The organism is Sphingomonas adhaesiva, assembly GCF_036946305.1.
GTDB classification, from domain to species: domain Bacteria; phylum Pseudomonadota; class Alphaproteobacteria; order Sphingomonadales; family Sphingomonadaceae; genus Sphingomonas; species Sphingomonas adhaesiva_B.
In genome coordinates this window covers 141522-164828 of the sequence record NZ_JAQIJJ010000006.1, presented here as the reverse complement: position 1 = coordinate 164828, position 23307 = coordinate 141522, and the positions used below count along the sequence as shown (strand labels likewise).

The window sequence follows — 23307 nt, the reverse complement described above, 5'->3', positions numbered from 1 at the left end:
CCGTGAATGGCCTGTTCGAAGAGGTGCGCGTCGCGCTGCACACGATCTGGACGCGCCGCTGGCTGGGGCTGGCGGTGGCGTGGGGGGTGTGCCTGCTCGGCTGGCTGGTGGTCAGCCAGGTGCCGAGCAAATATGACTCGCGCGCCCGCGTCTTCGTCCAGATGCGCACCGTCCTGCCCACCGCAACGGACCCCAACGCCGCCAACGACAATGCGCGCGACGTCGATACGGTGCGCCAGACGCTGACCAGCGCGGTCAATCTGGAGAAGGTGGTGCGGGGCACCGACCTGGCGCAGACGATCGCCAGCGACCGCGACGTGTCGGACCGGATCGCGGGGCTGCAACAGGCGATCAAGATCGTCGCGCAGCAGGACAATCTGTTCGAGATCACGACCACCGCCGCCACGCCGAAGCTGGCCGCGGCGATCACGCAGAAGCTGATCGACATCTTCGTCGAGACCAATCTGTCCGACGACCGCAACCAGAACAGCCAGACGCTGACCTTCCTCGACGGGCAGTTGGAGGACCTCGGGCGCAAGTTGCAGGACGCGGAGGGCAAGCGCGCCGATTTCCAGAACCGCTATCTGGGCGCGTTGCCCGGCACCGGCACGGTCAGCGACCGGATCGGCGCGGCGCGTTCGCAGATGAGCCAGGTCGACGGTGACCTCGCGGCGGCGCAATCGGGGCTTGCGGCGGTCGCGGGGCAGATGGCGGGCACGCCGCGCACGGTCGCGGGTGGCGGCGGGATCGCACCCGGCGTCGGCCCGGCGCGCGCGCGGCTGGCGGCGATCCAGGGCCAGTTGGCGGATGCGCGCGGACGCGGCTTCACCGACAGCCATCCCGACGTGATCGCGCTGAAGCAGCAGCTGGCGGCGGCGCAGGCGGCGGCGCGCGGCGAGCCGATGGGGGCCGGTGCAGACGGATCGGTGCCCAACCCGACCTATCTGTCGCTACAGGCGATGGCGGCGGACAAGCAGGCCAATGTCGCCGCACTCCAGATGCGCAAGCGGCAGTTGCAGGGCGATCTGGACCTGCTCAATTCCAAGCTGACCGAGGATCCCGCGGTGGCCGCCGAACAGGGCGAGATCGACCGCAATTATGACGTGCTGAAGGGCCAGTACGATCAGCTTCTCGCACAGCGCGAGCAGGTGAAGCTGCGCAGCAACGCGCAGACGCAGACCGATGCGGTGAAGTTCAGCGTGATCGATCCCCCGACGCTGCCGCGCACGCCGACCGCGCCCAACCGCCCGCTGCTGCTGACCGGCGTGCTGGTCGCGGGGTTGCTGGCGGGGGTCGGCGCGGCGTTCGCGTTCGCGCAGGTACAGTCGACCTTCGCCACCGCGCAGCGGCTTGAAAAGGTCGCCGGGATCAGCGTGATCGGATCGATCGGCGAGATGGTGACGCGGCATCAGGAAGAGATGCGCGCCCGGAGGCTGAAGTGGTTCGCGGGCGGGGTCGGCGGGCTGGCGGTCGCCTATGTCGCGCTATTGGGGGTGGAGATGCTTCAGCGGGGGCTGGCGGCATGACGGCGCAGGAATCGCTGATCGAGCGCGCGGCGCGCGTGTACGACTTCGGCGCGCATCTGACGGCGCGTGCCGCTCAGCCGCTGCCGTGGGAGCGCGCCGTGGTGGCGGAGGTTCCGTGTTCCGGCGAACGCCGGAACCCAGAGCCAGGTGCGACAACAGTCGTTGTGGACGACAACCCTGGGCTCCTGCCTTCGCAGGAGCACGAGGAGAACACGCTCGCCGCCATCCCGGCGGAGTTCCTGTCCGACAGCGACGATGACGGCATGGAGCCATGGGACGGCCCCTTGCCCGGTATCGCGGCGATCGATCGCACGATGCTGGCGGAGAAGGGGATGCTGGTCCCCGGCGCGCCGGTCGGTGCGCTGGCGGAGGAGTTCCGGCTGGTGAAGCGTCAGCTGCTGCTGACCGCGCGCGCCATTTCGGACGGGCTGGAGAAGGCACCGGACACCGAGCGGCGCGCGCGCACGATCCTGGTCGGATCGGGCAAGCCGGGCGAGGGCAAGACCTTTTGCGCGATCAACCTCGCGATCAGCCTGGCGGCGGAACGCGATGTCGAGATCGTGCTGGTCGACGCCGATTTCGCCAAGCCCGACATCATGGCGTCGCTGGGGCTGACGCATACGCCCGAGGATTCGCCGGGGCTGCTCGACGTGCTGGCCGATCCCGCGATCGATCCGGAGACGTGCATCATCCGCACCGACGTGCCGCAGCTGTCGCTGCTGCCGGCGGGCAAGCGCAGCCATTCGGATACCGAGCTGCTGGCGTCGGCGCGCACCGCGCGCGTGCTCGACCGGCTGCTGGAGGCGAACCCGGCGCGGATCATCGTGTTCGATACGCCGCCGACGCTCGCCGCCTCGCCCGCCAGCGTGCTGGCGCTGCTGGTGGGGCAGGTGATGCTGGTGGTGCGCGCCGATCGCACCACGGAGGCGGACGTCCATGCCGCGGTCCAGCTGCTCGACGGCTGCGACGAGATCCATCTGGTGCTGAACGCGGTCGCCTATGAGCCGGGACGGGGGCGGTTCGGCAGCTATTACGGGCAGGGCGAATGATGCGCGCGGCGTTTCTGGGTGTGAGCATCCTCGCGCTGACCGCCGCGCCCGCCGGCGCGGAGCCGCAGCGCTATGTTCAGCCCTATATCGAGCTGAGCCAGGCCGCGGCGGCGGACCTGACCAATGGTGGCGACGTGCTGACCTATACGCAGGCGGCGGTCGGGGTGGATGCGGGCGTCAGCACCAGGCGGACGCAGGCGCAGGTCAGCTATCGCTACGAACGCCGCATCGACTGGCAGGAGCCGGTGGCGGATCAGGATGTGCATAGCGGGCTGGCGCTCGCCTCGGTGCAGGTCACCCCGGCGCTGACGCTGGAGGGCGGTGCGATAGCGACGCGGACGCGCAGCGATATCCGCGGCGCGGCGCCGGGCAATCTGGTGGGCAATGTCGCCAATGTGGCGCAGGTCTATTCGCTCTATGCCGGGCCGACCGTCGCGACGCAGGCCGGGCCGCTCGACGTCAGCGGGGCCTATCGCTTCGGCTATACCAAGGTGGAGGTGCCGAACATTCCCTCCACGCTGCCGGGACAGGCGCCGCTCGATTATTTCGACACCTCGCGCAGCCATCTGGCGACCGCCAGCGTCGGCGTGCCGGTGGGGCGCGTGGCGCCGTTCGGCGTGACGCTGAGCGGGGCATGGGAGCGTGAGGACGCGGGCCAGCTCGACCAGAGTTATGACGGCAAATACGCACGCGGCGACGTGGTGATGCCGCTGTCGCGCACGGTCGCGGTGCGCGCCGGTGCGGGGTATGAGAAGATCGCGGTCAAGCAGCGCGACGCGCTCACCGACGCCACCGGCAATCCAGTGCGCGACGGCAACGGGCGGTTCGTGACCGATCCGGCCAGCCCGGTGCGGATCGCCTACCAGACCGACGGGCTGATCTATGACGCCGGGGTCATCTGGCGCCCGTCGTCGCGGCTGGAGCTACAGGCCAATGCCGGGTGGCGCTATGGCGGCGAAACCTATTTCGGGTCGCTCAACTGGGCGATGGCGCGCGACGCGGCGCTGGGCGTGATCGTCTATGACGGCGTCGAGACGTTCGGGCGCCAGCTGCGCGATGGCCTCGCCGACCTCCCGACCGCGTTCGACACGCGGCCGGATCCGTTCGGGCAGCAGTTCGCGGGCTGCGTCTTCGGCGCGCGACCGGGGCAGGACGCCGGCGCCGGGGGCGGCGCGGGCGGATGCCTGAACGACGTGTTCCAGTCGATCTCTACCGCCAGCTACCGCGCGCGCGGCGTGGACGCGGTGTTGAGCGTCGGGCGCGGACGCACGCGCTACGGCATCGGTGCGGGCTATGCCAACCGCCGCCTGTACGGCGTGCGCGCCGCACCCGGCGTGACGGTGACCGGGATCGAGGACCAGAGCGCCTATGCACAGGCCTTCTGGTCGCGCGACCTGTCGCGGGTGTCGGCGGTGGACGCCAGCGTGTTCGCCAATTGGTACGCCAGCGGCGTGTCGGGGCTGAACCCCGGCAGCGGCGGCGACATATGGGGTTATGGCGCCAACGGCACCTATTCGCACCGCTTCGGGCGGCTAGGCACGCTGGCGTCGATCGGGGTCTATGGCTTCGACCAGCCGGGACTGGACGCGCAATGGTCGGCGCAGGCGCTGCTCGGCGCGCGCTACACTTTCTGACGGGGACCGTGATGTACGACGCTCACTTCGGGCTGACCGACCGGCCGTTCCAGCTGACGCCGGACCCGCGTTTCTGGTTCGACACCGCCACCCACCGCAAGGCGATGGTCTATCTGGGCTATGGCCTGGCGCAGGGCGAGGGCTTCATCGTCATCACCGGTGAGATCGGCGCGGGCAAGACCACGCTGATGGGGCACCTGACGTCGCAGATCGACGCGGCGAGCCTGAATGTCATCACGATCGTGTCGACGCAGGTCGAGCATGACGATCTGCTGCGCATCGTCGCGGCGGGGCTGGGCGTCGACGCGTCGGGCAAGACCAAGGCGGAACTGCTGCTGCTGATCGAGCGCGGGCTGCACGCGGTCGCGCGCAGCGGGCGTCGCACCCTGCTGATCGTCGACGAGGCGCAGGCGCTGCCGCATTCCGCGCTGGAGGAGCTGCGCATGCTCTCCAACTTCCAGGCGGGCGGGCATGCGATGCTCCAGATCTTCCTGCTGGGACAGCCGGAGTTCCGCGAGCGGCTGAACGGATCCGACCGGCTGGAGCAATTGCGCCAGCGCGTGATCGCGGTCCATCATCTGGAGCCGATGGGCGCGGACGAGGTCGACGCCTATGTCGGTCATCGCCTGATGGTGGCTGGGTGGACCGGGCGCCCGGCGTTCGCGGACGATGCCTTCGCCGCGCTGCATGCGGCGAGCGGCGGCGTGCCGCGGCGGTTGAACCAGTTGATGACGCGGGTGCTGCTGCATGTCTCGATGAGCGGGATGGAGACGATCGACGCGGCGCTGATCGCGGCGGTGGAGGCGGACCAGAACCGTGACCTGACCGCGCCGGTGACCGTGGCGCCGCCGGCGGCAGAGGCCGAAGCGGCGCCCGAGCCCGACCCGGTCGCGCCGCCGCGTGCCGCGCCGGTGATGTCGATCGTGCCGCCCTCGCCCGAGCCGTCCGATGCGGCGCTGGCCGAGCGCGTCGCGCAGCTGGAGGCGCGGATCGCGGAACAGGATGCGGCGCTGCGCCGCGTGCTGACGCTGCTGGTCGACTGGGTGGAGGGCGATGCCGAACGGCTGGAGGCGCTGAAGGGCGCGGCCTGATGTTCCACGCCGCGATCCCCGTCGATACGGCCACCGCGCTGCCGATCGTCAACGCGATGTCGGTCGACGTCGAGGAATGGTTCCAGGTCGGCGCGTTCGAGCACACGATTGACCGTGCCGATTGGGCGACGCTGGAGTCGCGCGTCGCGGACAATACGGCGCGCGTGCTGGACCTGTTCGCCGCCGCGAGGGTGCGTGCCACCTTCTTCACGCTCGGCTGGGTGGCGGCGCGGCAGCCGGCGCTGATCCGGCGGATTGTCGCGGGCGGGCACGAACTGGCGAGCCATGGCTGGGATCATCGCCGCGTTTTCACCCTAGGGCCGGACGCCTTCCGCACCGATCTGGCGCAGGCGCGTGCCGCGCTGGAGGATGCCGGCGGGGTCCGTGTTACCGGCTATCGCGCGCCCAGCTTCTCGATCGACGCCCGCACGCCCTGGGCGCACGACGTGCTGGCGGAGGCGGGCTATGCCTATTCCTCCAGCGTGGCGCCGGTGCGGCACGACCATTACGGCTGGCGCCACGCACCGCGCTTCGCGTGGCGGCCGCGGCATGATTCCGCACTGGTCGAATTGCCGGTCAGCGTCGCACGCGTCGCGGGGCGACAGGTCGCCACCGGGGGCGGGTTCTTCCGCCTGCTGCCGGCCGGGCTGACCGATCTGGCGCTACGCCAGGCACATGCCGCGGGGCAGCCGGGCGTGTTCTATTTCCATCCGTGGGAGGTCGATCCCGGCCAGCCGCGCGTCCGCCACGCGCCGCTGCGGTCGCGGTTGCGCCATTATTCGCGGATCGAGGCCATGGCGCCGAAGCTGGCGGGGCTGCTCGCGCGGCATCGCTGGGGGCGGACCGACGCGATCGTCGCGGGGCTGGCGCCATGACCGACACACGCCGCGTGCGCGAGGCGACCCGGGCCGACGCGCGCGCTATCGCCGCCTTCGTCCAGGGCCGCGACGACGCCACGCCCTTCCATCTGCCGGCATGGAGCGCCGCGGTCGAGCGTGCGTGCGGGCAGCGCGCGCACTGGCTGGTGGCGGAGCGCGCCGACGGATCGATCACCGGCGTGCTGCCGCTGACCGAGATGCGGTCGCCGCTGTTCGGGCGGGCGCTGGTGTCGGCGGGCTTCGCGGTCGATGGCGGGGTGCTGGGCGGTGGCGCGGCATCGCTGTCGGCGGCGGCGATCGGGCTGGCGATCCGGCTGGGGCTGCCGACGGTCGAGCTGCGCGGCGGCGCGCCGCTGGGTGGGTGGAGCATCGACGACACCACCTATCTCGGCTTCTCGCGCGCCTTGGCCGCGGATGATGCGGAACAATTGGCGGCTATCCCGCGCAAGCAGCGTGCCGAGGTGCGCAAGGCGCTGGCGGCGGACGGGCTGGAGGTGGTGACCGGCCGCGACCGGCGCGCGGCGGAGGAACATTACGGCGTCTATGCCGAGTCGGTGCGCAATCTGGGCACCCCCGTCTTCCCGCGCGCGCTGATGCGGGAGGTGCTGGAGACGATGGACGCCGACGTGTTGACGGTGCGGCACCGCGGGGTCGCGGTGGCGAGCGTGCTGAGCCTGTATCATGGCGGCACCGTCTATCCCTTCTGGGGCGGGGGCACGCAGGACGCGCGGCGCCTGCGCGCCAACGAGCTGATGTATTTCGCGCTGATGCGGCATGCGCGCGCGCTGGGCTGCACGCGGTTCGATTTCGGCCGGTCGAAGGCAGGGACCGGCGCGGCGGCGTTCAAGAAGAACTGGGGCTTCGCCGGCGTGCCGCTGTGCTATGCGACGTGGAATGCGGGCGCGCCGCGCGTCGTCAACCCGCTCGACCCCCGCTATGCGCGGATGGTGGCGGCGTGGCGCCGGCTGCCGCTGCCGGTGGCGAACACGCTTGGGCCGTGGATCAGCCGGGGTCTGGGGTGAGGGAACGGGGGTGAGCGACATCCTGTTCCTGGCGCATCGCGCGCCGTTTCCGCCCGATCGCGGCGACAAGATCCGCAGTTTCCACGTCCTGTCGCATCTCGCGGCGCGGGCGCGCGTGCATCTGGTGGCGTTCGCGGACGATCCCCGCGACCGCGAGGTCCCGCCGGCGTTCGCCGCGATGCTGGCATCGTCGACGATCGTGCCGCGCGAGAAGGGCCGGGTGCGTGCCGCACTCGAGGCGCTGGCGAGCGGACGCGCGGTCTCGCTCACCGCGTTCGACGATGCGCGCGTCCATGCTGCGGTGCGCGACGTCATGGCGCGCCATCCGGTCGCGACGGCCTATGCCTTTTCGGGGCAGATGGCACCGTACCTGCCGGGCGTGCGCGCCGTGATGGACTTCGTCGACGCCGATTCGGCCAAATTCGCCGCGTATGCGCGCGATTCGCGCGGCCCGATGCGCTGGATGATGGCGCGCGAGGCCCGCTTGCTGGCGCGATGGGAGCAAGTCGTGACGGCGCGCGTCCACGCCAGCCTGTTCGTCAGCGCGGCGGAGGCGGCGCTGGTGCCCGGCGCGCGGGTGCTGGAGAACGGGATCGACGCCGCGCGGTTCGATCCCGGCGCCGCGTTCGTGCCGGTGTTGGGGCAGGGGCGGCTGATCGTCTTCACCGGGCAGATGGACTATCGCCCCAATGTGGACGCGGTGGTCGCGTTCGCGCGCGACGTGCTGCCGCGGGTGCGCGCGGCGCATCCGGGCGTGCGGTTCGCGATCGTGGGACGCGCGCCGACCGCCGCGGTACGCGCGCTGGCGGGCGACGCGGTGCTGGTGACGGGCGAGGTGCCCGACGTGCGCGGCTGGCTGGCGGCGGCCGACGTGGTGGTGGCGCCGCTGATGCTGGCGCGCGGCGTGCAGAACAAGGTGCTGGAGGCGATGGCGATGGCACGCCCCGTCGTGGCTTCGGCCGCGGCGGCGGAGGGGATCGATCATGGCGGCACGATCCGCGTCGCCGATGACGCGGAGGCGGTGGTCGCCCTGCTGTCCGATCGGGAGGCGGCGATGCGGCTGGGGCAGGCGGCGCGCGCGCGGGGTGCTGGCGCGCTACGACTGGGACGCGTGCCTGGCGCCGCTCGACGCGCTGATGCGGCTGGATGGCGCACGGCGGGTGGCGGCATGACCGCGCTGGTGCTGCGCCGCGAGGGCGCGTGGCCCGCGCCGCTGATCGCGCTGGCGGGGACATGGTGCGCGCTGATCCTGCTGTTCCGCGGCGATGCGGCCGCGATGGCGCGGATCTGGTGGACCAGCACCACCTATGGCCACTGCCTGTTCATCCTGCCGGTGGTCGGCTGGCTGGTGTGGAGCCGGCGTGGCGAGCTGGCACGGCTGACCCCGGTCGGCTGGGCGCCGGGGCTGGCGATCGTCGCACTCGGCGCGTTCGCGTGGCTGCTGGGGGATGCGGGCGAGGTCGCGCTGGTGCGGCAATGGGCGCTGATGGCGATGCTGGAGGGTGCCGTCGTCGCGACCCTGGGACCGAACGTGGCGCGTGGTCTGCTGTTTCCGCTTGCCTATGCGTGGTTCGCGGTGCCGTTCGGTGCGGAGCTGGAGCCGCCGCTGCAACGGGTGACGGTGGCGATGGTGATGCCGCTGCTGCATCTGGCCGGCGTACCCGCCAGCGTCGACGGGGTGCTGATCCATGCCGGCCGCTATTATTTCGAGGTGGCGGAGGCATGTTCGGGCGCCAAGTTCGTCATCGCGATGCTCGCTTACGGCGTGCTGGTCGCGCATCTGTGCTTTCGCGGGTGGCGGCGACGCGCGATCTTCATGGCGGCGGCGCTGGTGGTGCCGGTGCTCGCCAACGGGGTGCGCGCGTTCGGGACGATCTATGCCGCGCATTGGACCAGTGTCGAGGCGGCGACGGGACTGGACCATATCGTCTATGGCTGGCTCTTCTTCGCCGCCGTCATGGCGGCGCTGATGGCGGCGGCGTGGCGCTGGTTCGACCGTGCGCCCGATGCCGCGGCGTTCGATCCGGCGGCGTTGCAGGCGCGGCCGCGCTGGATGCTGGCGCCGCTCGCCGCCGGCATGCTGGCGGTGGCGGGCGCGGCGGTGGCGCCGGCGTGGAGCGCGGCGATCGCGGCGCGCGCGCGGCCGCTGCCGCACCGGATCGACCTGCCGACGATCGCGGGGATGGCAGCGGGTGCCGGTCGCGGCGCACGCATCGTGGTCGCCATGGCATCCGGGGGCGGATCACCAATTGTTCGGCCGCTATGCCGATGCGCAGGGCGAGGCGGTCGACATGGCGCTCGCCGCCTTTGCCGGGCAGGGCGAGGGGCGCAAGCTGGCGGCGTTCGGCACCGGTGCCCTGCGGCAGGCGGATCGCTGGATCCGCATCGCCGACCTGCCCGAGATCGACGGCGGTCGCGCGATGCGGATCGTCGCGCAGGAGAAGGACGGCACGACCGTGGAGCGCGTCGTCGTGACATGGTATCGCGTCGGCGACACGCTGACCGGAGACGATGCCACCGTGAAATATGCGACGATGAAGGACCGGCTGGCGGGGGGCACGCAGACCGCGGTGGCGCTGCACCTGTCGGCGATCGCGACCCCGGGGCAGGATGCGGTCGCGGCGATCCGGCGCCTGCGCGCGTCGCTGGGGCCGCTCGATCGCGCGATCGACGGGATCGTCGCGCGGGCCTACTGAGATGTGCGGCATCGCGGGGCTGTTCTACCCCGCCACCCCCAAGCCGGTGGAGCCGGCGCGCGTGCGCGCGATGGCGGAGGCGATGGCGCATCGCGGCCCGGACGGCGCGGGCGTGTGGACCGCGCCGGGCGTCGGGCTGGCGCATCGCCGGCTGTCGGTGATCGACGTCGCCGGATCGCCGCAGCCGATGGCCAGTGCCGACGCGCGCTATACCATCGTCTTCAACGGAGAAGTGTACAATTACGGCGAGTTGCGGCGTGAACTTGTCGCCCGTGGACACGTCTTCGCGTCGGAGGGCGATACCGAGGTGTTGCTCCAGGGCTATGCCGCCTGGGGGCCGGCGCTGCTCGACCGGCTGGTGGGCATGTTCGCGTTTGCGATCCACGATGCGCACACGCAGACGCTGTTTCTGGCGCGCGACCGGCTGGGGGTGAAGCCGCTTCATTATGTCGAACTGGCGGATGGCGCGCTCGCCTTCGCATCGGAGCTGAAGGGGGTGATGGCGCATCCGCTGCTGCGCCGGGTGCCCGATGTGCGCGCGGTCGAGGATTATCTCGCCTACGGCTATGTCCCCGACGACGCGTGCCTGCTGGCCGGCGTGCGCAAGCTGCCCGCCGGACATTTCCTGCTGGTGGAGCGCGGCAAGCCGGTGCCCGCGCCGCGGCGCTGGTGGGAGGTGTCGTTCGCCGAACGCGCGCGCGGATCGGCGGCGGCGCTGGAGGAAGAGGCGCTGGCGCTGCTGCGCGAGGCGGTGCGCTCGCGGATGGTGGCGGACGTGCCGCTAGGGGCATTCCTGTCCGGCGGGGTCGACAGTTCCACCGTCGTTGCGCTGATGGCGGAGGCGAGCCCGCGCGCGGTCACCACCTGCACCATTGGGTTCGACGAGGCGGGGCATGACGAGCGCGCCTATGCCGCGGAGGTCGCGCGGCGCTTCGCCACCGATCACCACGAGCGGGTGGTGCGCGCGAACGATATCGCGCTGCTGCCGACGCTGGTGGCGGCGTTCGACGAACCGTTCGCGGATGCCTCCGCGCTGGCGACCTATCAGGCGGCGGCGCTGGCGCGCGAGCAGGTGACGGTGGCACTGTCGGGCGATGGCGCGGACGAAGCGTTCGCGGGCTATCGCCGGCATCGCTTCCATGCCGCGGAGGAGCGAGTGCGCGGGCTGCTGCCCGGCGGGTGGCGTGCGCCGCTGTTCGGTGGACTGGGGCGGGCGTGGCCCAAGGCGGACTGGGCGCCGCGCCCGTTGCGCGCGAAGACGACGCTGCTCGCGCTCGCGGGCGAGGGCGACGAAGCCTATGCGCGTGCGGTCGGCATGACGTCGCCGGCGATGCGCGCGCAGCTGTTTTCCGTTGAGGGGCGGCGCGCGCTGGGCGGGCATCGTGCGGAGGATCGCTATATCGCCGCGATGCGCGCCGCGCCTGCGCGCGAGGCGCTGGACCGCGCGCAATATGCCGATCTGACGATCTGGCTGCCGGGTGACATCCTGACCAAGACCGATCGCACCAGCATGGCGGTGGGGCTGGAGGCGCGCGAGCCGCTGCTGGACCATCGGCTGGTCGAATTCGCGGCGACATTGCCATCTTCGCTCCGGTTGCGAGCAGGGCGGGGTAAGTGGCTGATGAAACAGGCGATGCGGCGGCACCTGCCCGAGACGATCCTGCACCGGACCAAGATGGGATTCGTCACGCCGGTGTCGGCATGGTTCCGCAATACGCTGGCCGAGGAAGCGGCGGGGCTGGCGCGCTCGCGGGTGCTGGCGGAGACGGGGTGGTTCGACCTCGACCGCGTGGCGCGACTGGCCGAGGCGCATCGCAGCGGGCGCGAGGAACATGGGCGGACGCTGTGGCAGTTCGTGATGCTGGAGCGCAGCCTGGCGCGGATGTTCGGTTAGGGGCGTCTCGGCTGGATCAACATCTTCTGTTCCCCGGCGAAGGCCGGGGTCCAGTAACGGCCGGCTCGAGAAATGCTGAAATCGCTCGCGACTGGACCCCGGCCTTCGCCGGGGAACAGGCGCGATTTTGTAGAGACATTGCGAAAGCGGGAAGGATGATGCGGCGGTCTTAGAACTCCACCCCCTTCTGCGCCTTGATGCCCTGTTCGCGGAAGGGGTGTTTCACCTGCTCCATCTCGGTCACCAGATCGGCGGCGGCGATCAGCGCGTCGGGGGCGTTGCGGCCTGTTACCACGAAATGGGTCATCGCCGGCTTGACCGCGATCGCGTCGAGCACCTCGTCCAGCGGCAGATAATCGTAGCGCAGGACGATGTTGAGCTCGTCGGCGACGACCATGTCGTAGCTGTCGTCGGCAAGCATTCGCTTCACCTCCTCCCACGCCGCGCGCGCCACAGCGATGTCGCGCGCGCGATCCTGCGTGTCCCAGGTAAAGCCTTCGCCCATCGGCTTGAACTCTACATTGGGAAAGTGCGCGAAAACAGCCGCTTCTCCGGTGGTCATCGCACCTTTCACGAACTGGATGACGCCTACCCTCATGCCGTGGCCGATGGCGCGAACCACCATGCCGAGCGCGGCGGTGGTCTTCCCCTTGCCCTTGCCGGTGTGGACGATCACCAGCCCCTTTTCTCCGGTGCGGCTGGCGACGAGGCGGTCCTGCGCCACCTTCTTCTTCGCCATGCGGGCGGCGTGTTCGGCTTCGGTTCGCATGACGCTCGGGGTGGCAGCGCGGCGGTGCGCGGTCAACGCCCTTGCGGTGGCGGCGATTGGCGGCGATGGCCGCGGGATGATCGCGGATTTCCTGGGACATGGCGGGCGGATCGATGCGGCGATGCGCGCCTGGCCCGATGCACCGCGACCGTGGCTCGACCTGTCGACCGGGATCAACCCGATGCCGTGGCAGCCTGCGCCGGCGCTGGCGGTCGATGCCGCGCCGCTGCCCTCGCGCGAGGCGCTGGCCGGGCTGGAGGCGGCGGCGGCGTGCGCCTTCGGCGTGGCGGCGGAACGCGTGGCGGCGGTGCCGGGAAGCGAGATCGCGCTGCGGCTCCTGGGCGCGATGGGGGTGCCGCGGCCGATCGTCGCGCCGGGGCCGGGCTATGGCACGCATCGCGCGGTGGCCGATGCGCCAACGGGCGAGGGCGCGACGCTGCTGCTGGCCAATCCCAACAACCCGGACGGCCGTGAGATCGCGCCCGACGCGCTGCTGGCGATGGCGCCGGACCGCTGGCTGGTGGTGGACGAAGCGTTCGTGGACGCGACACCCGCGCTGAGCGTGCTGCCGCTGGCGGCGGCAGATGCACGGGTGATCGTGCTGCGATCGTTCGGCAAGTTCTTCGGGCTGGCCGGCGTGCGGCTGGGGTTCGTGGTGGCGCCGCCGGAGGTGCTGGCGCGGTTGCGCGCGCTGCTCGGCGACTGGCCGGTGTCGGCGCAGGCAATCGCCTGGGGCACCGCGGCCTATGCGGATGCGCGGTGGATCGCGGCGATGCGGGTGACGCTGGCGGCGCGCGCGGCGCGGCTGGATGCGCTGCTGGCGCGGCATGGACTGGCCGCCACGGGGGCGTGTCCGCTGTTCCGGCTGGTCGCGCACCACGACGCGCGTGCGATCTTCGCGCGGCTGGCGGCGGCGGGGGTGCTGACGCGGCCGTTTGCGGACCGCGCCGACTGGCTGCGGTTCGGCCTTCCGGGTGATGATACGGGGTTCGACCGGCTCGACCGGGCGCTGGCGCGTGGCTGAGCCGGTCGCGCTGGTGGCGCTTGCGGTGGAGGCGGCGGTCGGCTGGCCGGCGTGGCTATATGCGCGCGTCGGGCATCCGGTGGGGGCGTTCGCGCGCGTGATCGGCGCGGCGGAGCGGCACGGGAACCGGCCGTCATGGTCGGAAGCGGCGCGGCGAACGTGCGGCGTGCTGACGATGCTGCTGCTGGTCGGCGGCGTCATGCTGCTGGCGCTGGCGGTCGAGCAGGCGATGCGGCTGGTGCTGGGGCGATATGCGTGGCTGGGCGTCGCGCTGCTGGCGTGGCCCGCGATGGCGATGCGCAGCCTGTACGATCACGTCCGTCCGGTCGCGCAGGCGTTGGCGGCGGGCGATCTGCCCGCGGCGCGCGCGGCGGTGGCGATGATCGTGGGGCGCGACACCGTGGCGCTCGACGAGCGCGGCGTCGCGCGGGCCGCGATCGAAAGCCTGGCGGAAAGCTTCTGCGACGGCGTCGCCGCGCCCTTGTTCTGGCTGCTGGTCGCGGGGCTGCCGGGGGTGTGGGCCTATAAGGCGATCAACACCGCCGATAGCCTGATCGGGCATCGCGAGGAACGGTGGCGCGCGTTCGGCTGGGCCGCGGCGCGGATCGACGATGCCGCCAACCTGATTCCGGCGCGCCTCGCCGGCGTCCTGTTGTGCGTGGCGGGCGGCGGAGGATGGCGGGTGATGTGGCGCGACTGCCGCCGCCATGCCTCGCCCAATGCGGGCTGGCCGGAGGCGGCGATGGCGGGGGCGCTGGGCATCGCGCTGGCGGGGCCGGTCGCCTATGACGACGTCACGCATGACAAGCCGTGGATCGGCGCCGGCGGTCGAGAGGCGATGCCCGGCGACGTCGCCGCGGCGCTGGCGGTCTATCGCCGGGCGTGCATGCTGCTGGCGGTGATGGCGGGGGTGGTCGCATGGTGGCGGTGATGATCCAGGGCACCGGCTCCGACGTGGGCAAGTCGGTGCTGGTGGCGGGGCTGTGCCGCGCGCTCGCCAACCGCGGGCTGCGCGTGCGTCCGTTCAAGCCGCAGAACATGAGCAACAACGCCGCGGTCACCGCCGATGGCGGGGAGATCGGGCGCGCGCAGGCGACGCAGGCGATCGCGTGCCGCGTGGCGCCGACGGTCGACATGAACCCGGTGCTGCTGAAGCCGCAGGGCGACCGCACGTCGCAGCTGGTGGTGCGCGGGCGGGTGCGCGGGCTGCTCCATGCCGCGGCGTGGCGCACCGGGCGCGACGGCCTGCTGGCGGAGGTGATCGACAGCTTTCGCCGGCTGGAGGCGGAGGCGGACATCGTCGTGGTGGAGGGCGCAGGATCGCCGGCGGAGACGAACCTGCGCACCGGCGACATCGCCAACATGGGGTTTGCGCGCGCCGCGGGGGTCCCGGTGATCCTGGCGGGCGATATCGATCGCGGCGGGGTGATCGCGTCGCTGGTGGGGACACATGCAGTCATCGAAGCGGCGGATGCGACGATGATCCACGGCTTTCTTATCAACAAGTTCCGTGGCGATCCTGCGCTGTTTTCCGAAGGTGTGGCGACGATCGCGGCGCGTACCGGATGGCAGCCGCTGGGCATCGTGCCGTGGCTGGCGGCGGCGCGGCGGCTGCCCAGCGAGGATGCGGTGGTGCTGGAGCGCCCTGCCGCCGCGAGCGAAGGGCGGCGGGTCGTTGCGTGCCCGATCACGCCGCGAATCGCCAATTTCGACGATCTCGACCCGCTGAAGCTGGAGCCGTCGGTCGAGCTGGTGATGGTGCCGCCGGGGCGCCCGATCCCCGATGCCGCGATGATCGTGCTGGCGGGGTCGAAGGCGACCCGCGCCGACCTGGACTTCGTGCGGGCGCAAGGGTGGGACGTGGACATCCGCGCGCATGTCCGGCGCGGGCGCCCGGTGCTGGGGCTGTGCGGCGGCTACCAGATGCTGGGGCGGCGGATCGTCGATCCCGACGGGGTCGAGGGACCGGCGGGCGACAGCGAAGGGCTGGGGCTGCTGGATGTCGAGACGGTGCTGCTCGGGGACAAGACGCTGACGCGCGTGTCGGGCGAGGCGCTGGGCGCGCGCTTCGAAGGATATGAGATCCATGTCGGCCAGACGACCGGGCGCGATACCGCGCGACCGCTGGCGTTGCTGGACGACGGCCGGCACGACGGCTCGATCAGCGCGGACGGACTGGTCGCGGGCAGCTATATTCACGGCCTGCTGGGCGACGCGGCGCAGCGCGCGGCGTGGCTGGCGCGGATCGGGGTGGCGGCACAGGGGCCGGATCACGACGTGGCGGTCGATGCCGCACTGGACGAACTGGCGGCCGGGCTGGAGGCGGCGCTCGACGTGGGGGCGATCCTGCGGATCGCGCGGGCGGGTATTTGAGGAGGGCCGTTGCCGCCCTGCGATCCGTCATGCCGGACTCGTTCCGGCATCCAGGGTTCCGCGTACCTCACGCTTGACGATTTGCGGAACCCTGGACCCCGGAACAAGTCCGGGGTGACGGGGTGTGTGAGGAGGCGTGGTTGCCCTTACTCGACCACGAACCCCGCCGGCGGCACGCGCGCGAGGAAATGGCCCTTCACGCCCTGCGGCCAGTCGCGATACGGAACCTGCCCCTCCGCGCTGGCGGCATAGTGGCGCGCATAGTCGAGGATCGCGCGCGCGGCCTCCTCGTCCGGGGCGAAGCGGACGAGGATGTAGCCGACGCGGCCGGGCGCGCGCAGGTGGACGGTGCACGCCTCGCCGCAGGCGAACAGGCATGGCATCTGCTCGACGGCGATCGCGTCATAGGCCGGGTCGCTCGCCTTCACCCGGCGCAGCGCCTCGGCCAGCCGCGCGCCGCCGCGTTCGTCCGGCGCGTCGGCGGCGTGGCGGCAGGTGCTGCACGCCACCACCGCCACGCCGTCCGACGCGCGCGTCAGCATGCCGGCGCCGGCAGCGGGGCAGGGGGGACGCCCAGCACCCGCAGCCCCCGGTAGAGCGCGTACAGCCCCGCCAGGATCGCGCCGTTGCGCACGAGCTGGCGCGCGTTGATCGCAGTGGACAGCGCGACATCGACCCCGCCGAGCGCGAACGAGGCGGCGAGGATCACCGCCTTGAACACGATCGCGGCGACCAGATAGGCCAGCGCCAACCGCACCGCGGTGCCGCGGCCCGGCCGGTCGAGCCGGTGCGCGACGACGGTCGCGGCAACCGCCGCCACCGCCAGCGCCGCCGCCCAGCCGATCGTCCCCGCGTCGCGCGGATAATCCAGCACGCAGAAGCCGACCGCCTGGCTCGCCACCCAGGCGGCGAGCGTCAGCGCCACGCCATCACGCAGCCGCATCTGCGTCGCCGCCAGCGCGGCGAGCGCGGTGAACGGCGTGGCGCAGGCGAGCAGCAGCGTCGTCACCGTGCTCGCCAGCGTCAGCAGCATGATCCACAGCGTCGAGGCGCCGCGCATCAGAAGCGGCCCCGGATACCGCCATAGATGCTGCGCCCCAGCGTGCCGTAGCGGAAGATCGTGCGGTACGACTCGTCGAACACGTTCTCGCCCCGGACGAACAGCCGCACCTGCGGCGACAGCGGCAGCTCCGCGCGCAAGTCGACCAGCGTGTATGGCGACAGCCGCGCGCGCGCGCCCAGCGTATCGGTGTCGAAGCTCTCGCCCGCCCAGCGCACTGCCGCGCCGAACGACGGACCGTCGTCGGGGAAGCTGTAGCTGGCGCCGGCATTGGCGGTGTGGCGCGGGCGGCGGAGCAACTGCTGCTGCAACGCGCCCGGCAAGCGGTTCTCCGACAGGATCCAGCTGTAGTTCGCGTCCAGCGCGACACGCTCGCCCAGCGCGACGCGGCCCACCGCCTCGACACCCTTGGCGAAGGCGCGCGCGACATTGGCATAATAGCCGAAGCGCGCCGTGGTCGTGCCCGGGATCACGCACAGCGTCGGCGCGGTGGTGGAGGGGCAGTAAGCGAAGTCGATCAGGTTGGTCGTGCGGCGTTCGAAATAGGTGCCGCCCAGCGCCACCGCGCCGTCGAGGAAGCGCTGCTCCGCGCCGGCTTCCCAGCCCTTGGCCTGCTCCGGGCGCAGCGCCTGGTTCCCATATTCGGAGAAGAGCTGGTATAGCGTCGGAGCCTTGAACCCTTCCGAATAGCTGGCGCGGATCACGGTGTTGGTCGGCAAGGCCCACACGCCGCCACCGGAGAACAGGGTCTGCCCGCCGAAGCGATTGTGGTCGTCATGCCGCACGCCGCCGGTCAGCGTCAGGCCGGTGACGACTTCCGCGTTCAGCTGCGCATAGACGCTGGTGATCTCCGCGCGTCCCTGCGCCGGGGCGGGGATGGCCGCCGACAGGCTGGCGGGGGGCGAGACGCTGCGGAAGCGGCTGACCTCATTCTCCGCGCCGAACACCGCGTCGACGCCCTTCACGATCGCGAGCGTGCCCTGATATTCCAGCCGGTAATTGCGCCCGCCTGCGTCGAACGTCTGGGTGCGCGCGCGCGTCGGGTTGTAATTGTCGCGGTCCGTATTGGTGTACGCATAGGCGAAGCGGTTGCGGAAGCGGCCGTCGAGCAGCGCCACGTTCAGCCCGGCATAGCCGATGAACTCCTGGTTCAGCGTATATTCCAGCGTGTCGCCGGAGAAGCCGTCGATATCGGCGCGGCCGTTGGAATAATAGCCGCGCACGTCGGCGCTGATGCCGGGTGCCAGGTCCAGCACCGCACGACCCGCGACCGACTGGTTGCGATAGCCGTCCGCCTCGCGCCCGCCGAACGCGGGGGCGATCGCGGAGATGCCGCGGGTGGTGAAGGCCTGCCCGCCGACGCGCCATGCCAGCGGCCCGGTGCGTCCGCCGATCGCAGCGCGCGCGCTGACCGTGTCGCGGCTGCCGCCCTCCAGGTCAAGGCTGCCCTCCAGCGCCTGATCGGGCAGCGGGGTGACGATGTTGACGACGCCGCCGATCGCCTGGCTGCCCCACAGCGTCGACTGCGGGCCGCGCAGCACCTCGACGCGATTGGCGTCGCCGGTCAGCAGATTGGCGAAATTGTACCCGCCCCCCGTGGAGGACGGATCGTTGAGCTTCACCCCGTCGATCACGACGACGGTCTGGTCGCTCTCCGCACCGCGGATGCGCAGCGAGGTCGCGGTGCCATAGCCGCCGTTGCGCGACAGCGTGACGCCGGGCGTGCGCACCAGCAGATCCGCGATCGACAGGTCGCTCGCACGGTCGATCGCCGCCTTGTCGAGCACGGTGATCGACGAGGGCACGCGATCGATGCTGGTCGGCGTGCGCGTCGCGGTGACGACGATCGCACCGGCGGCCGAGGCGTCGGTGTCGCCGGTGGCGGCGGTGTCCGGGATCGCCGCGGCGTCGGGCGCGGGCGCCTCGACCGTCTGCTGCGCGGATGCGGCGACAGGTGCATAGGCCGGTGCGATCAGCGCGATCCCGGCGAGCAGGTGATAGGTCTTCATCATTCCCCCACGTCACGACACCTCCGCGCGGGTGTTCCCGCGGGAGGATGGTTGGCTTGTCGTTTCGCGGGTTGACCCCCGTTCGTCCGGCGCACCCTGGCCGGTCGAAGAACGACCGCGACGGGCAGGTCTCCTGGCTTACGGGTCCATGCCGTCCGCGCCGCCTTCTCAGGACGATGGTCCCAATGGCGTCTGGCGTGGTGGCTCGCCGTTCACAGTTGCAGGGGCAGCCGGGGTCTTCAACCCCGTTCCCTTTTCATCCCCATTCGGGGAACCTGTCGCAGCCGCGCCCATAAGCGCAGTTGCTGCGATGCGTCAACGGGTGGTCGCTGGTGCTGCGTTACGCGGCACGGCGCGCGGCCGAGGTCACGAACGCCAGCAGATCGTCGTACCCCATCGGTCGCGCAACGAAATAGCCCTGCGCATAATCGCAGCCGCACGCCTTCAGGAAGGCGAGATTGGCGGCATCCTCGATCCCCTCCGCCACCACGCGCAGGTCGAGCGCATGGGCGAGGTCGATCGTCGAGCGGACGAGCGTCGCATCATCCTCGCGCTGGTGCGCGAACTGCACGAACTTGCGATCGATCTTCAGCTCGCTGAGCGGCAGCTCGCGCAGGTAGCTGAGCGTCGACTGGCCGGTGCCGTAATCGTCCATCGAAATGGCGATGCCGCGATCGCGGAAGTGACGCAGCATCGCCACCGCGGCATCGGTATCGGCGATGGCGGCGGATTCGGTGACCTCGAAGATCAGCGCCTCGGCCGGGACGATCGCGGCGTCGAGGATCTCGTCGACCGCGGTGGCGAAGGCGGGCGAGGTGAGCAGCCGGGCCGAGATATTGACCGCGGCGGTCATCGCCTGCCCCGCATCGCGCCAGCGCCGCACGTCGCGGATCACCTGTCGCAGGACGTGGAGCGTCAGCGGCGCGATACGGTCGGTCTGCTCGGCGAGCGGGATGAAGAGGTCGGGGCGGACCAGCCCACGCGCGGGGTGGCGCCAACGCACCAGCGCCTCGACGCTGGCGACGCGACCGGTCGCGAGCGCCAGCTTGGGCTGGTAATGGACCAGAATCTCGCCGTCTTCGATCGCGCGGTCCAGTTCGCCCATGAGCGAGATCTCACGCTCCAGGCTGGTGCGGTCGATCGCCGATAGCGTCCAGAACCGTCCCTCGCCCGCCGCGGTGCCGGCGGCGAGCGCCGCGGCGGTCAGGTCGCCGCGCTCCGCAATGCCCACGGCCACCGCCACGTCCACCTTGCGGCCGGCGACCTCGACCGGCTCCAGCAGGATCGCGCGCAGCGCCGCCGCCATATCCTCGACCGGCTGGTCGTCGGGCAGCGCGAAGGCGAGCTGGTCGCTGGCGACGCGGAAGACGGCGTTTGCTTCGGCACCGAGGCGCAGGCGCTCCGCGGTGCGGACGATCGCCTGCGCGACCAGGTCGCCGCCCAGCACCGCGGCCAGCGTGTCGAGGTTGCTGATCTGCACCACCGCGACGGCGCGCGCGGAGGCGACGAAGGCGCGGCGGTTGGGCAGTCCCGTCGCCTCGTCGGTGAGGCGCCCGTCGTGCAGGCGTCGCGCCACGTTGCGAATCGCGGCGAGCGCGGCGGCGGCGGTCAGCATGACCAGCCCGGGCGCCAGCGGGTAGAGCAAGGCGAGCCAGTGCTGCGCGGCGAGGACGATCGCGCCCTGTGCCGCCAGCGCGATCGCATAGCGCGCGGCGACCTGGCCGTTGCCACGCGCCCGCGCGATGGCGAGCGCCAGCAGCAGCGCGAGCGCGACGGGCAGCAGCGCGCTGCCGCGCACCGGCGTTCCCGCCAGCAGCGTCTCGGTCGCCAGCGCCTGGATCGTGACGCCCGGGAGCACGCCGCGCAGCGGGATCGGATAACGGTCGCCCATCTCGATCGCGGTGGCGCCGATCAGGATATTGCGCCCGCGCACGATCGCGGGGTCGAACGCGCCGCGCTCCACCGCCACGAAGCTGAGCCGCGGGATGGTGTCGGGATCGATCGCGACGTCGATCGGGAAGGTGGTGTCGGCGACGCCGGCACGCGCCGCGAGATAGGCGGAGAGCGACGGGCGCGGCACGCCCGCGGTGACGGTGGCGAACGGCATCGCGCGCACCAGCCCGTCCGCGTCGGGCGCGATGCTGACCGAGGTGAGGCTGCTGTGCGCGCGGAACGCAGGCAGCGGCAGCGCGTCCAGGTTGCGGCGGTCGCCCGCGCCGGCCGATTGCGCGAAGGTGGGCAGCGTGACGCGGCCGTCGGCGCGGGCCAGCGCGGTGGCGAGCCGGCCGTCCTGCGTCGCGTCGGACGGGGTGGAGAAGTCGACGTCGAACGCGATCGTCGCGGCGCCGGCGGCGCGCAGGCGATCGACGACTGTGGCATAATGGCCGCGTGGCCATGGCCAGCGGCGGATCGCCGCGACGCTGCGCGCGTCCATCTCGACGATGACGACATCGCCGCTCGCGGCATGTTGCTGGATGCCGTAGCGCAACGGATCGAGCGCACGGTCGAGCGGGCCGCCGATCGCGGGCAGCAGCGACAGCGCGCCCAGCAGCGCCACCACCGCGAGGATCAGCCAGGTGCCGCCGCGCCGCATCAGAAGGCCCGCGCGACGCGCAGCGAGAAGCGCGGCCGCCGGTCGCCGGTATCGAAGCGTTCGGCGTTGAGCGGCAGCGCCATCTCCACCATCCAGTCGAATCGCCCGGTGCCGATGCGCGTGCCGATGCCGGTGGAGGCCAGCGTGCCGCCGCCCGCGCCACCGCGCAGATTGCCGACGGTGCCGCCATCCGCGAAGCCGTAGAGCTGCATCCGGTCGACCACGCTGCCCTCGATCCGGCCGATGTCGGCGCGCACTTCGGCCGAGGCTATCACACCCTTGTCCCCGGTCCGTTCGGCATAATCATAGCCGCGGACGAAGGCGGGGCCGCCGAGACCGATCTCCGCGGTCGCCAGCAACGGCCGCGTGGCGAGCTGCCCGGCACTCGCGAGGACGACGCTGAAAGCGCCGCCCAGCGGACGGGTCCAGTCGGCGATATAGGTGGTGGCGACGAAGCGCGCATCGCCGTCCAGCCGCGAGGCCAGGATCGAGCCCTCGCGTGTCGCCCCCGCGACCGGCAGGCCCGCGATGGTCGCCACCTCGCCGCGCAGCGTGCCGCCGCCGACGCGGGCCGCGCCGTTCAGCGTGCCGGTCAGCATCGTCAGCCGGTCGTGCCGCAGCCGCTGCCCCGCCAGCGTCTGGTCGGTGCCCAGCGTGCGCAGCTCGGCGCCCGCCCACAGGCTGCGCGTGCGGGTGCGCAGGACCGGATATTGCCACGCGACCGCCAGGTCGGCGCTGCGCCCCTCGATATCGAGCGCGCCGATCGCGCCCCCGGGACGCGACCGCGCGATCGATCCCGACAGCGACACGATGCTGCCCGCGGTGCCGATCTGGGTCGCGTAGCGCGCGCGCAGGAAGACGAATTCGGAGGGTTGCAGCGGCGTCTGCGACGCGATCAGCGTCAGCTCGTCGCCCGAACGCAGCGTGTCGCGCGCCACCCCCATCAGCGTCGAGCGCACCGGGCCGACCTCGGTGCTGCCGCGATTGTCGATCTGGGCATAAGCGGAGAAGCGGTCCTGCTCCGCGGTGACGAGCAGGATGCCGAAGCCGTCCTGGCGCACCAGCCGGCTGCCGGTAACGCGCATGCCGGGCAGGTCGCCAACCAGCAGCAGCGCGCGCTCCAGCTCGCCGCGCCGCACCGGCTGGCCGGTCGCCAGTGCGTGCGACAACAGGCGGTCGGCGGCGGCGCTGCGCACGCCGATCACGCGCACCGCATCGACGCGCCCCAGATCGAGCCGGACGCGCACCACGCCGCCGGTCACACGCTGCGGCGGGACGGTCGCGGTGGCAAAGGGATAGCCGCGCGCGCGGGCGGTGTCGGCGATGCTGCCCGCCAGCCGCGACAGATCGGCGCGGCTCATCTCCTGTCCGACCGCGCGCGCGATGATCTCGGCGAAGGTCGCGGGCGGCAGGCGGTCCTGCCCCTCCACCACGATCGCGCGGACGATGCCGGTGACCGCGCCCGCGACCGGCGCGGTGGCCGCATCGGCGGCGACCGGCACCGGTGCGCTCTGCACCGGGGTGGCGGGCGCGGGCAGGGTGCGCTCGATCAGCGTCGGGTCGGCGCGGTCGAGCGCGGTTTGCGCCCGCGCGCCGTCCGGTGCCGCGACCATCGTGACGGCGACGGCCAATGCCAGTACGCGACCCATAAACAGCAAACCCCAAGCGCAACGGCCTTTGGTCCTGCCG

Annotated in this window: 17 protein-coding genes, 1 pseudogene and 1 riboswitch; of the genes and pseudogenes, 12 read left to right on the top strand and 6 right to left on the bottom strand. The window is 71.8% G+C overall.

Annotated features, from left to right (window positions below; genetic code table 11):
* Positions 1-2 precede the first annotated feature (2 nt).
* The 9 genes and pseudogenes from PGN14_RS11420 (at position 3) to PGN14_RS11380 (ending at position 11790) form a co-directional block, all read left to right on the top strand.
* A complete protein-coding gene (locus tag PGN14_RS11420) occupies positions 3-1526 on the top strand; it encodes an XrtA system polysaccharide chain length determinant (protein ID WP_335299637.1) in 1524 nt (507 codons plus the stop codon).
* Positions 1523-2575: an AAA family ATPase gene (locus PGN14_RS11415; RefSeq protein WP_335299636.1), complete on the top strand. Its 1053-nt coding sequence runs from the start codon at positions 1523-1525 to the stop codon at positions 2573-2575. The genes PGN14_RS11420 and PGN14_RS11415 overlap by 4 nt, the downstream gene beginning before the upstream one ends.
* Positions 2572-4209, top strand: a complete 1638-nt coding sequence (locus tag PGN14_RS11410) for a hypothetical protein (protein WP_335299635.1) — start codon at positions 2572-2574, stop codon at positions 4207-4209. Before PGN14_RS11415 ends, PGN14_RS11410 begins: the two co-directional genes overlap by 4 nt.
* An 11-nt stretch (positions 4210-4220) precedes the next feature.
* The gene (locus PGN14_RS11405) at positions 4221-5300 is read left to right on the top strand and encodes an ExeA family protein (protein ID WP_335299634.1); all 1080 of its coding nucleotides are present in this window, start codon (positions 4221-4223) and stop codon (positions 5298-5300) included.
* Positions 5300-6175, top strand: coding sequence for an XrtA system polysaccharide deacetylase (locus tag PGN14_RS11400; RefSeq protein ID WP_335299633.1), 876 nt, complete (start codon positions 5300-5302; stop codon positions 6173-6175). The genes PGN14_RS11405 and PGN14_RS11400 overlap by 1 nt, the downstream gene beginning before the upstream one ends.
* Positions 6172-7200 carry a FemAB family XrtA/PEP-CTERM system-associated protein gene (locus PGN14_RS11395; RefSeq protein ID WP_335299632.1) on the top strand — a complete coding sequence of 343 codons (1029 nt, stop codon included), beginning with the start codon at positions 6172-6174 and terminating at the stop codon, positions 7198-7200. The genes PGN14_RS11400 and PGN14_RS11395 overlap by 4 nt, the downstream gene beginning before the upstream one ends.
* Positions 7115-9136, top strand: a pseudogene (gene xrtA / locus PGN14_RS11390) (exosortase A); the annotation flags it as partial. The gene PGN14_RS11395 and the pseudogene xrtA, both read left to right, overlap by 86 nt.
* 70 nt (positions 9137-9206) lie before the next feature.
* A complete protein-coding gene (locus PGN14_RS11385) occupies positions 9207-9896 on the top strand; it encodes an exosortase C-terminal domain/associated protein EpsI (RefSeq protein WP_335299787.1) in 690 nt (229 codons plus the stop codon).
* Position 9897: 1 nt separating this feature from the next.
* Positions 9898-11790: an XrtA/PEP-CTERM system amidotransferase gene (locus PGN14_RS11380; protein ID WP_335299631.1), complete on the top strand. Its 1893-nt coding sequence runs from the start codon at positions 9898-9900 to the stop codon at positions 11788-11790.
* A 169-nt stretch (positions 11791-11959) separates the two neighbouring features.
* Here PGN14_RS11380 and cobO read toward each other — a convergent pair whose 3' ends face one another.
* A complete protein-coding gene (gene cobO, locus PGN14_RS11375; RefSeq protein WP_335299630.1) occupies positions 11960-12559 on the bottom strand; it encodes a cob(I)yrinic acid a,c-diamide adenosyltransferase in 600 nt (199 codons plus the stop codon).
* Positions 12560-12569: 10 nt separating this feature from the next.
* Between cobO and PGN14_RS11370 the strand changes: the two genes are divergently transcribed.
* From PGN14_RS11370 to PGN14_RS11360, 3 genes are read left to right on the top strand one after another with little or no spacing between them, the layout of a single operon-like run.
* Positions 12570-13583: an aminotransferase class I/II-fold pyridoxal phosphate-dependent enzyme gene (locus PGN14_RS11370; protein WP_335299628.1), complete on the top strand. Its 1014-nt coding sequence runs from the start codon at positions 12570-12572 to the stop codon at positions 13581-13583.
* Positions 13576-14514 carry an adenosylcobinamide-phosphate synthase CbiB gene (cbiB, locus tag PGN14_RS11365; RefSeq protein ID WP_335299627.1) on the top strand — a complete coding sequence of 313 codons (939 nt, stop codon included), beginning with the start codon at positions 13576-13578 and terminating at the stop codon, positions 14512-14514. The genes PGN14_RS11370 and cbiB overlap by 8 nt, the downstream gene beginning before the upstream one ends.
* Positions 14502-15956, top strand: coding sequence for a cobyric acid synthase (locus PGN14_RS11360; RefSeq protein WP_335299626.1), 1455 nt, complete (start codon positions 14502-14504; stop codon positions 15954-15956). Before cbiB ends, PGN14_RS11360 begins: the two co-directional genes overlap by 13 nt.
* A gap of 146 nt (positions 15957-16102) precedes the next feature.
* Here the strand turns inward: PGN14_RS11360 and PGN14_RS11355 are convergent, their stop codons facing one another.
* The 5 genes from PGN14_RS11355 to PGN14_RS11335 form a co-directional block, all read right to left on the bottom strand.
* The gene (locus PGN14_RS11355; RefSeq protein ID WP_335299625.1) at positions 16103-16498 is read right to left on the bottom strand and encodes a DUF1636 domain-containing protein; all 396 of its coding nucleotides are present in this window, start codon (positions 16496-16498) and stop codon (positions 16103-16105) included.
* Positions 16492-17016 (bottom strand): hypothetical protein, encoded by a 525-nt coding sequence (locus PGN14_RS11350; RefSeq protein ID WP_335299624.1) that lies wholly within the window; start codon positions 17014-17016, stop codon positions 16492-16494. The genes PGN14_RS11355 and PGN14_RS11350 overlap by 7 nt, the downstream gene beginning before the upstream one ends.
* Entirely contained in the window at positions 17016-19025 is a 2010-nt protein-coding gene (locus PGN14_RS11345) for a TonB-dependent receptor plug domain-containing protein (RefSeq protein WP_443019507.1), read from the bottom strand. Before PGN14_RS11345 ends, PGN14_RS11350 begins: the two co-directional genes overlap by 1 nt.
* Before the next feature lie 106 nt (positions 19026-19131).
* Positions 19132-19319: riboswitch (cobalamin riboswitch) on the bottom strand.
* A gap of 46 nt (positions 19320-19365) precedes the next feature.
* Positions 19366-21618 (bottom strand): putative bifunctional diguanylate cyclase/phosphodiesterase, encoded by a 2253-nt coding sequence (locus tag PGN14_RS11340; RefSeq protein WP_335299622.1) that lies wholly within the window; start codon positions 21616-21618, stop codon positions 19366-19368.
* Positions 21618-23267, bottom strand: a complete 1650-nt coding sequence (locus PGN14_RS11335; RefSeq protein WP_335299621.1) for a ShlB/FhaC/HecB family hemolysin secretion/activation protein — start codon at positions 23265-23267, stop codon at positions 21618-21620. The genes PGN14_RS11340 and PGN14_RS11335 overlap by 1 nt, the downstream gene beginning before the upstream one ends.
* Positions 23268-23307 lie beyond the last annotated feature (40 nt).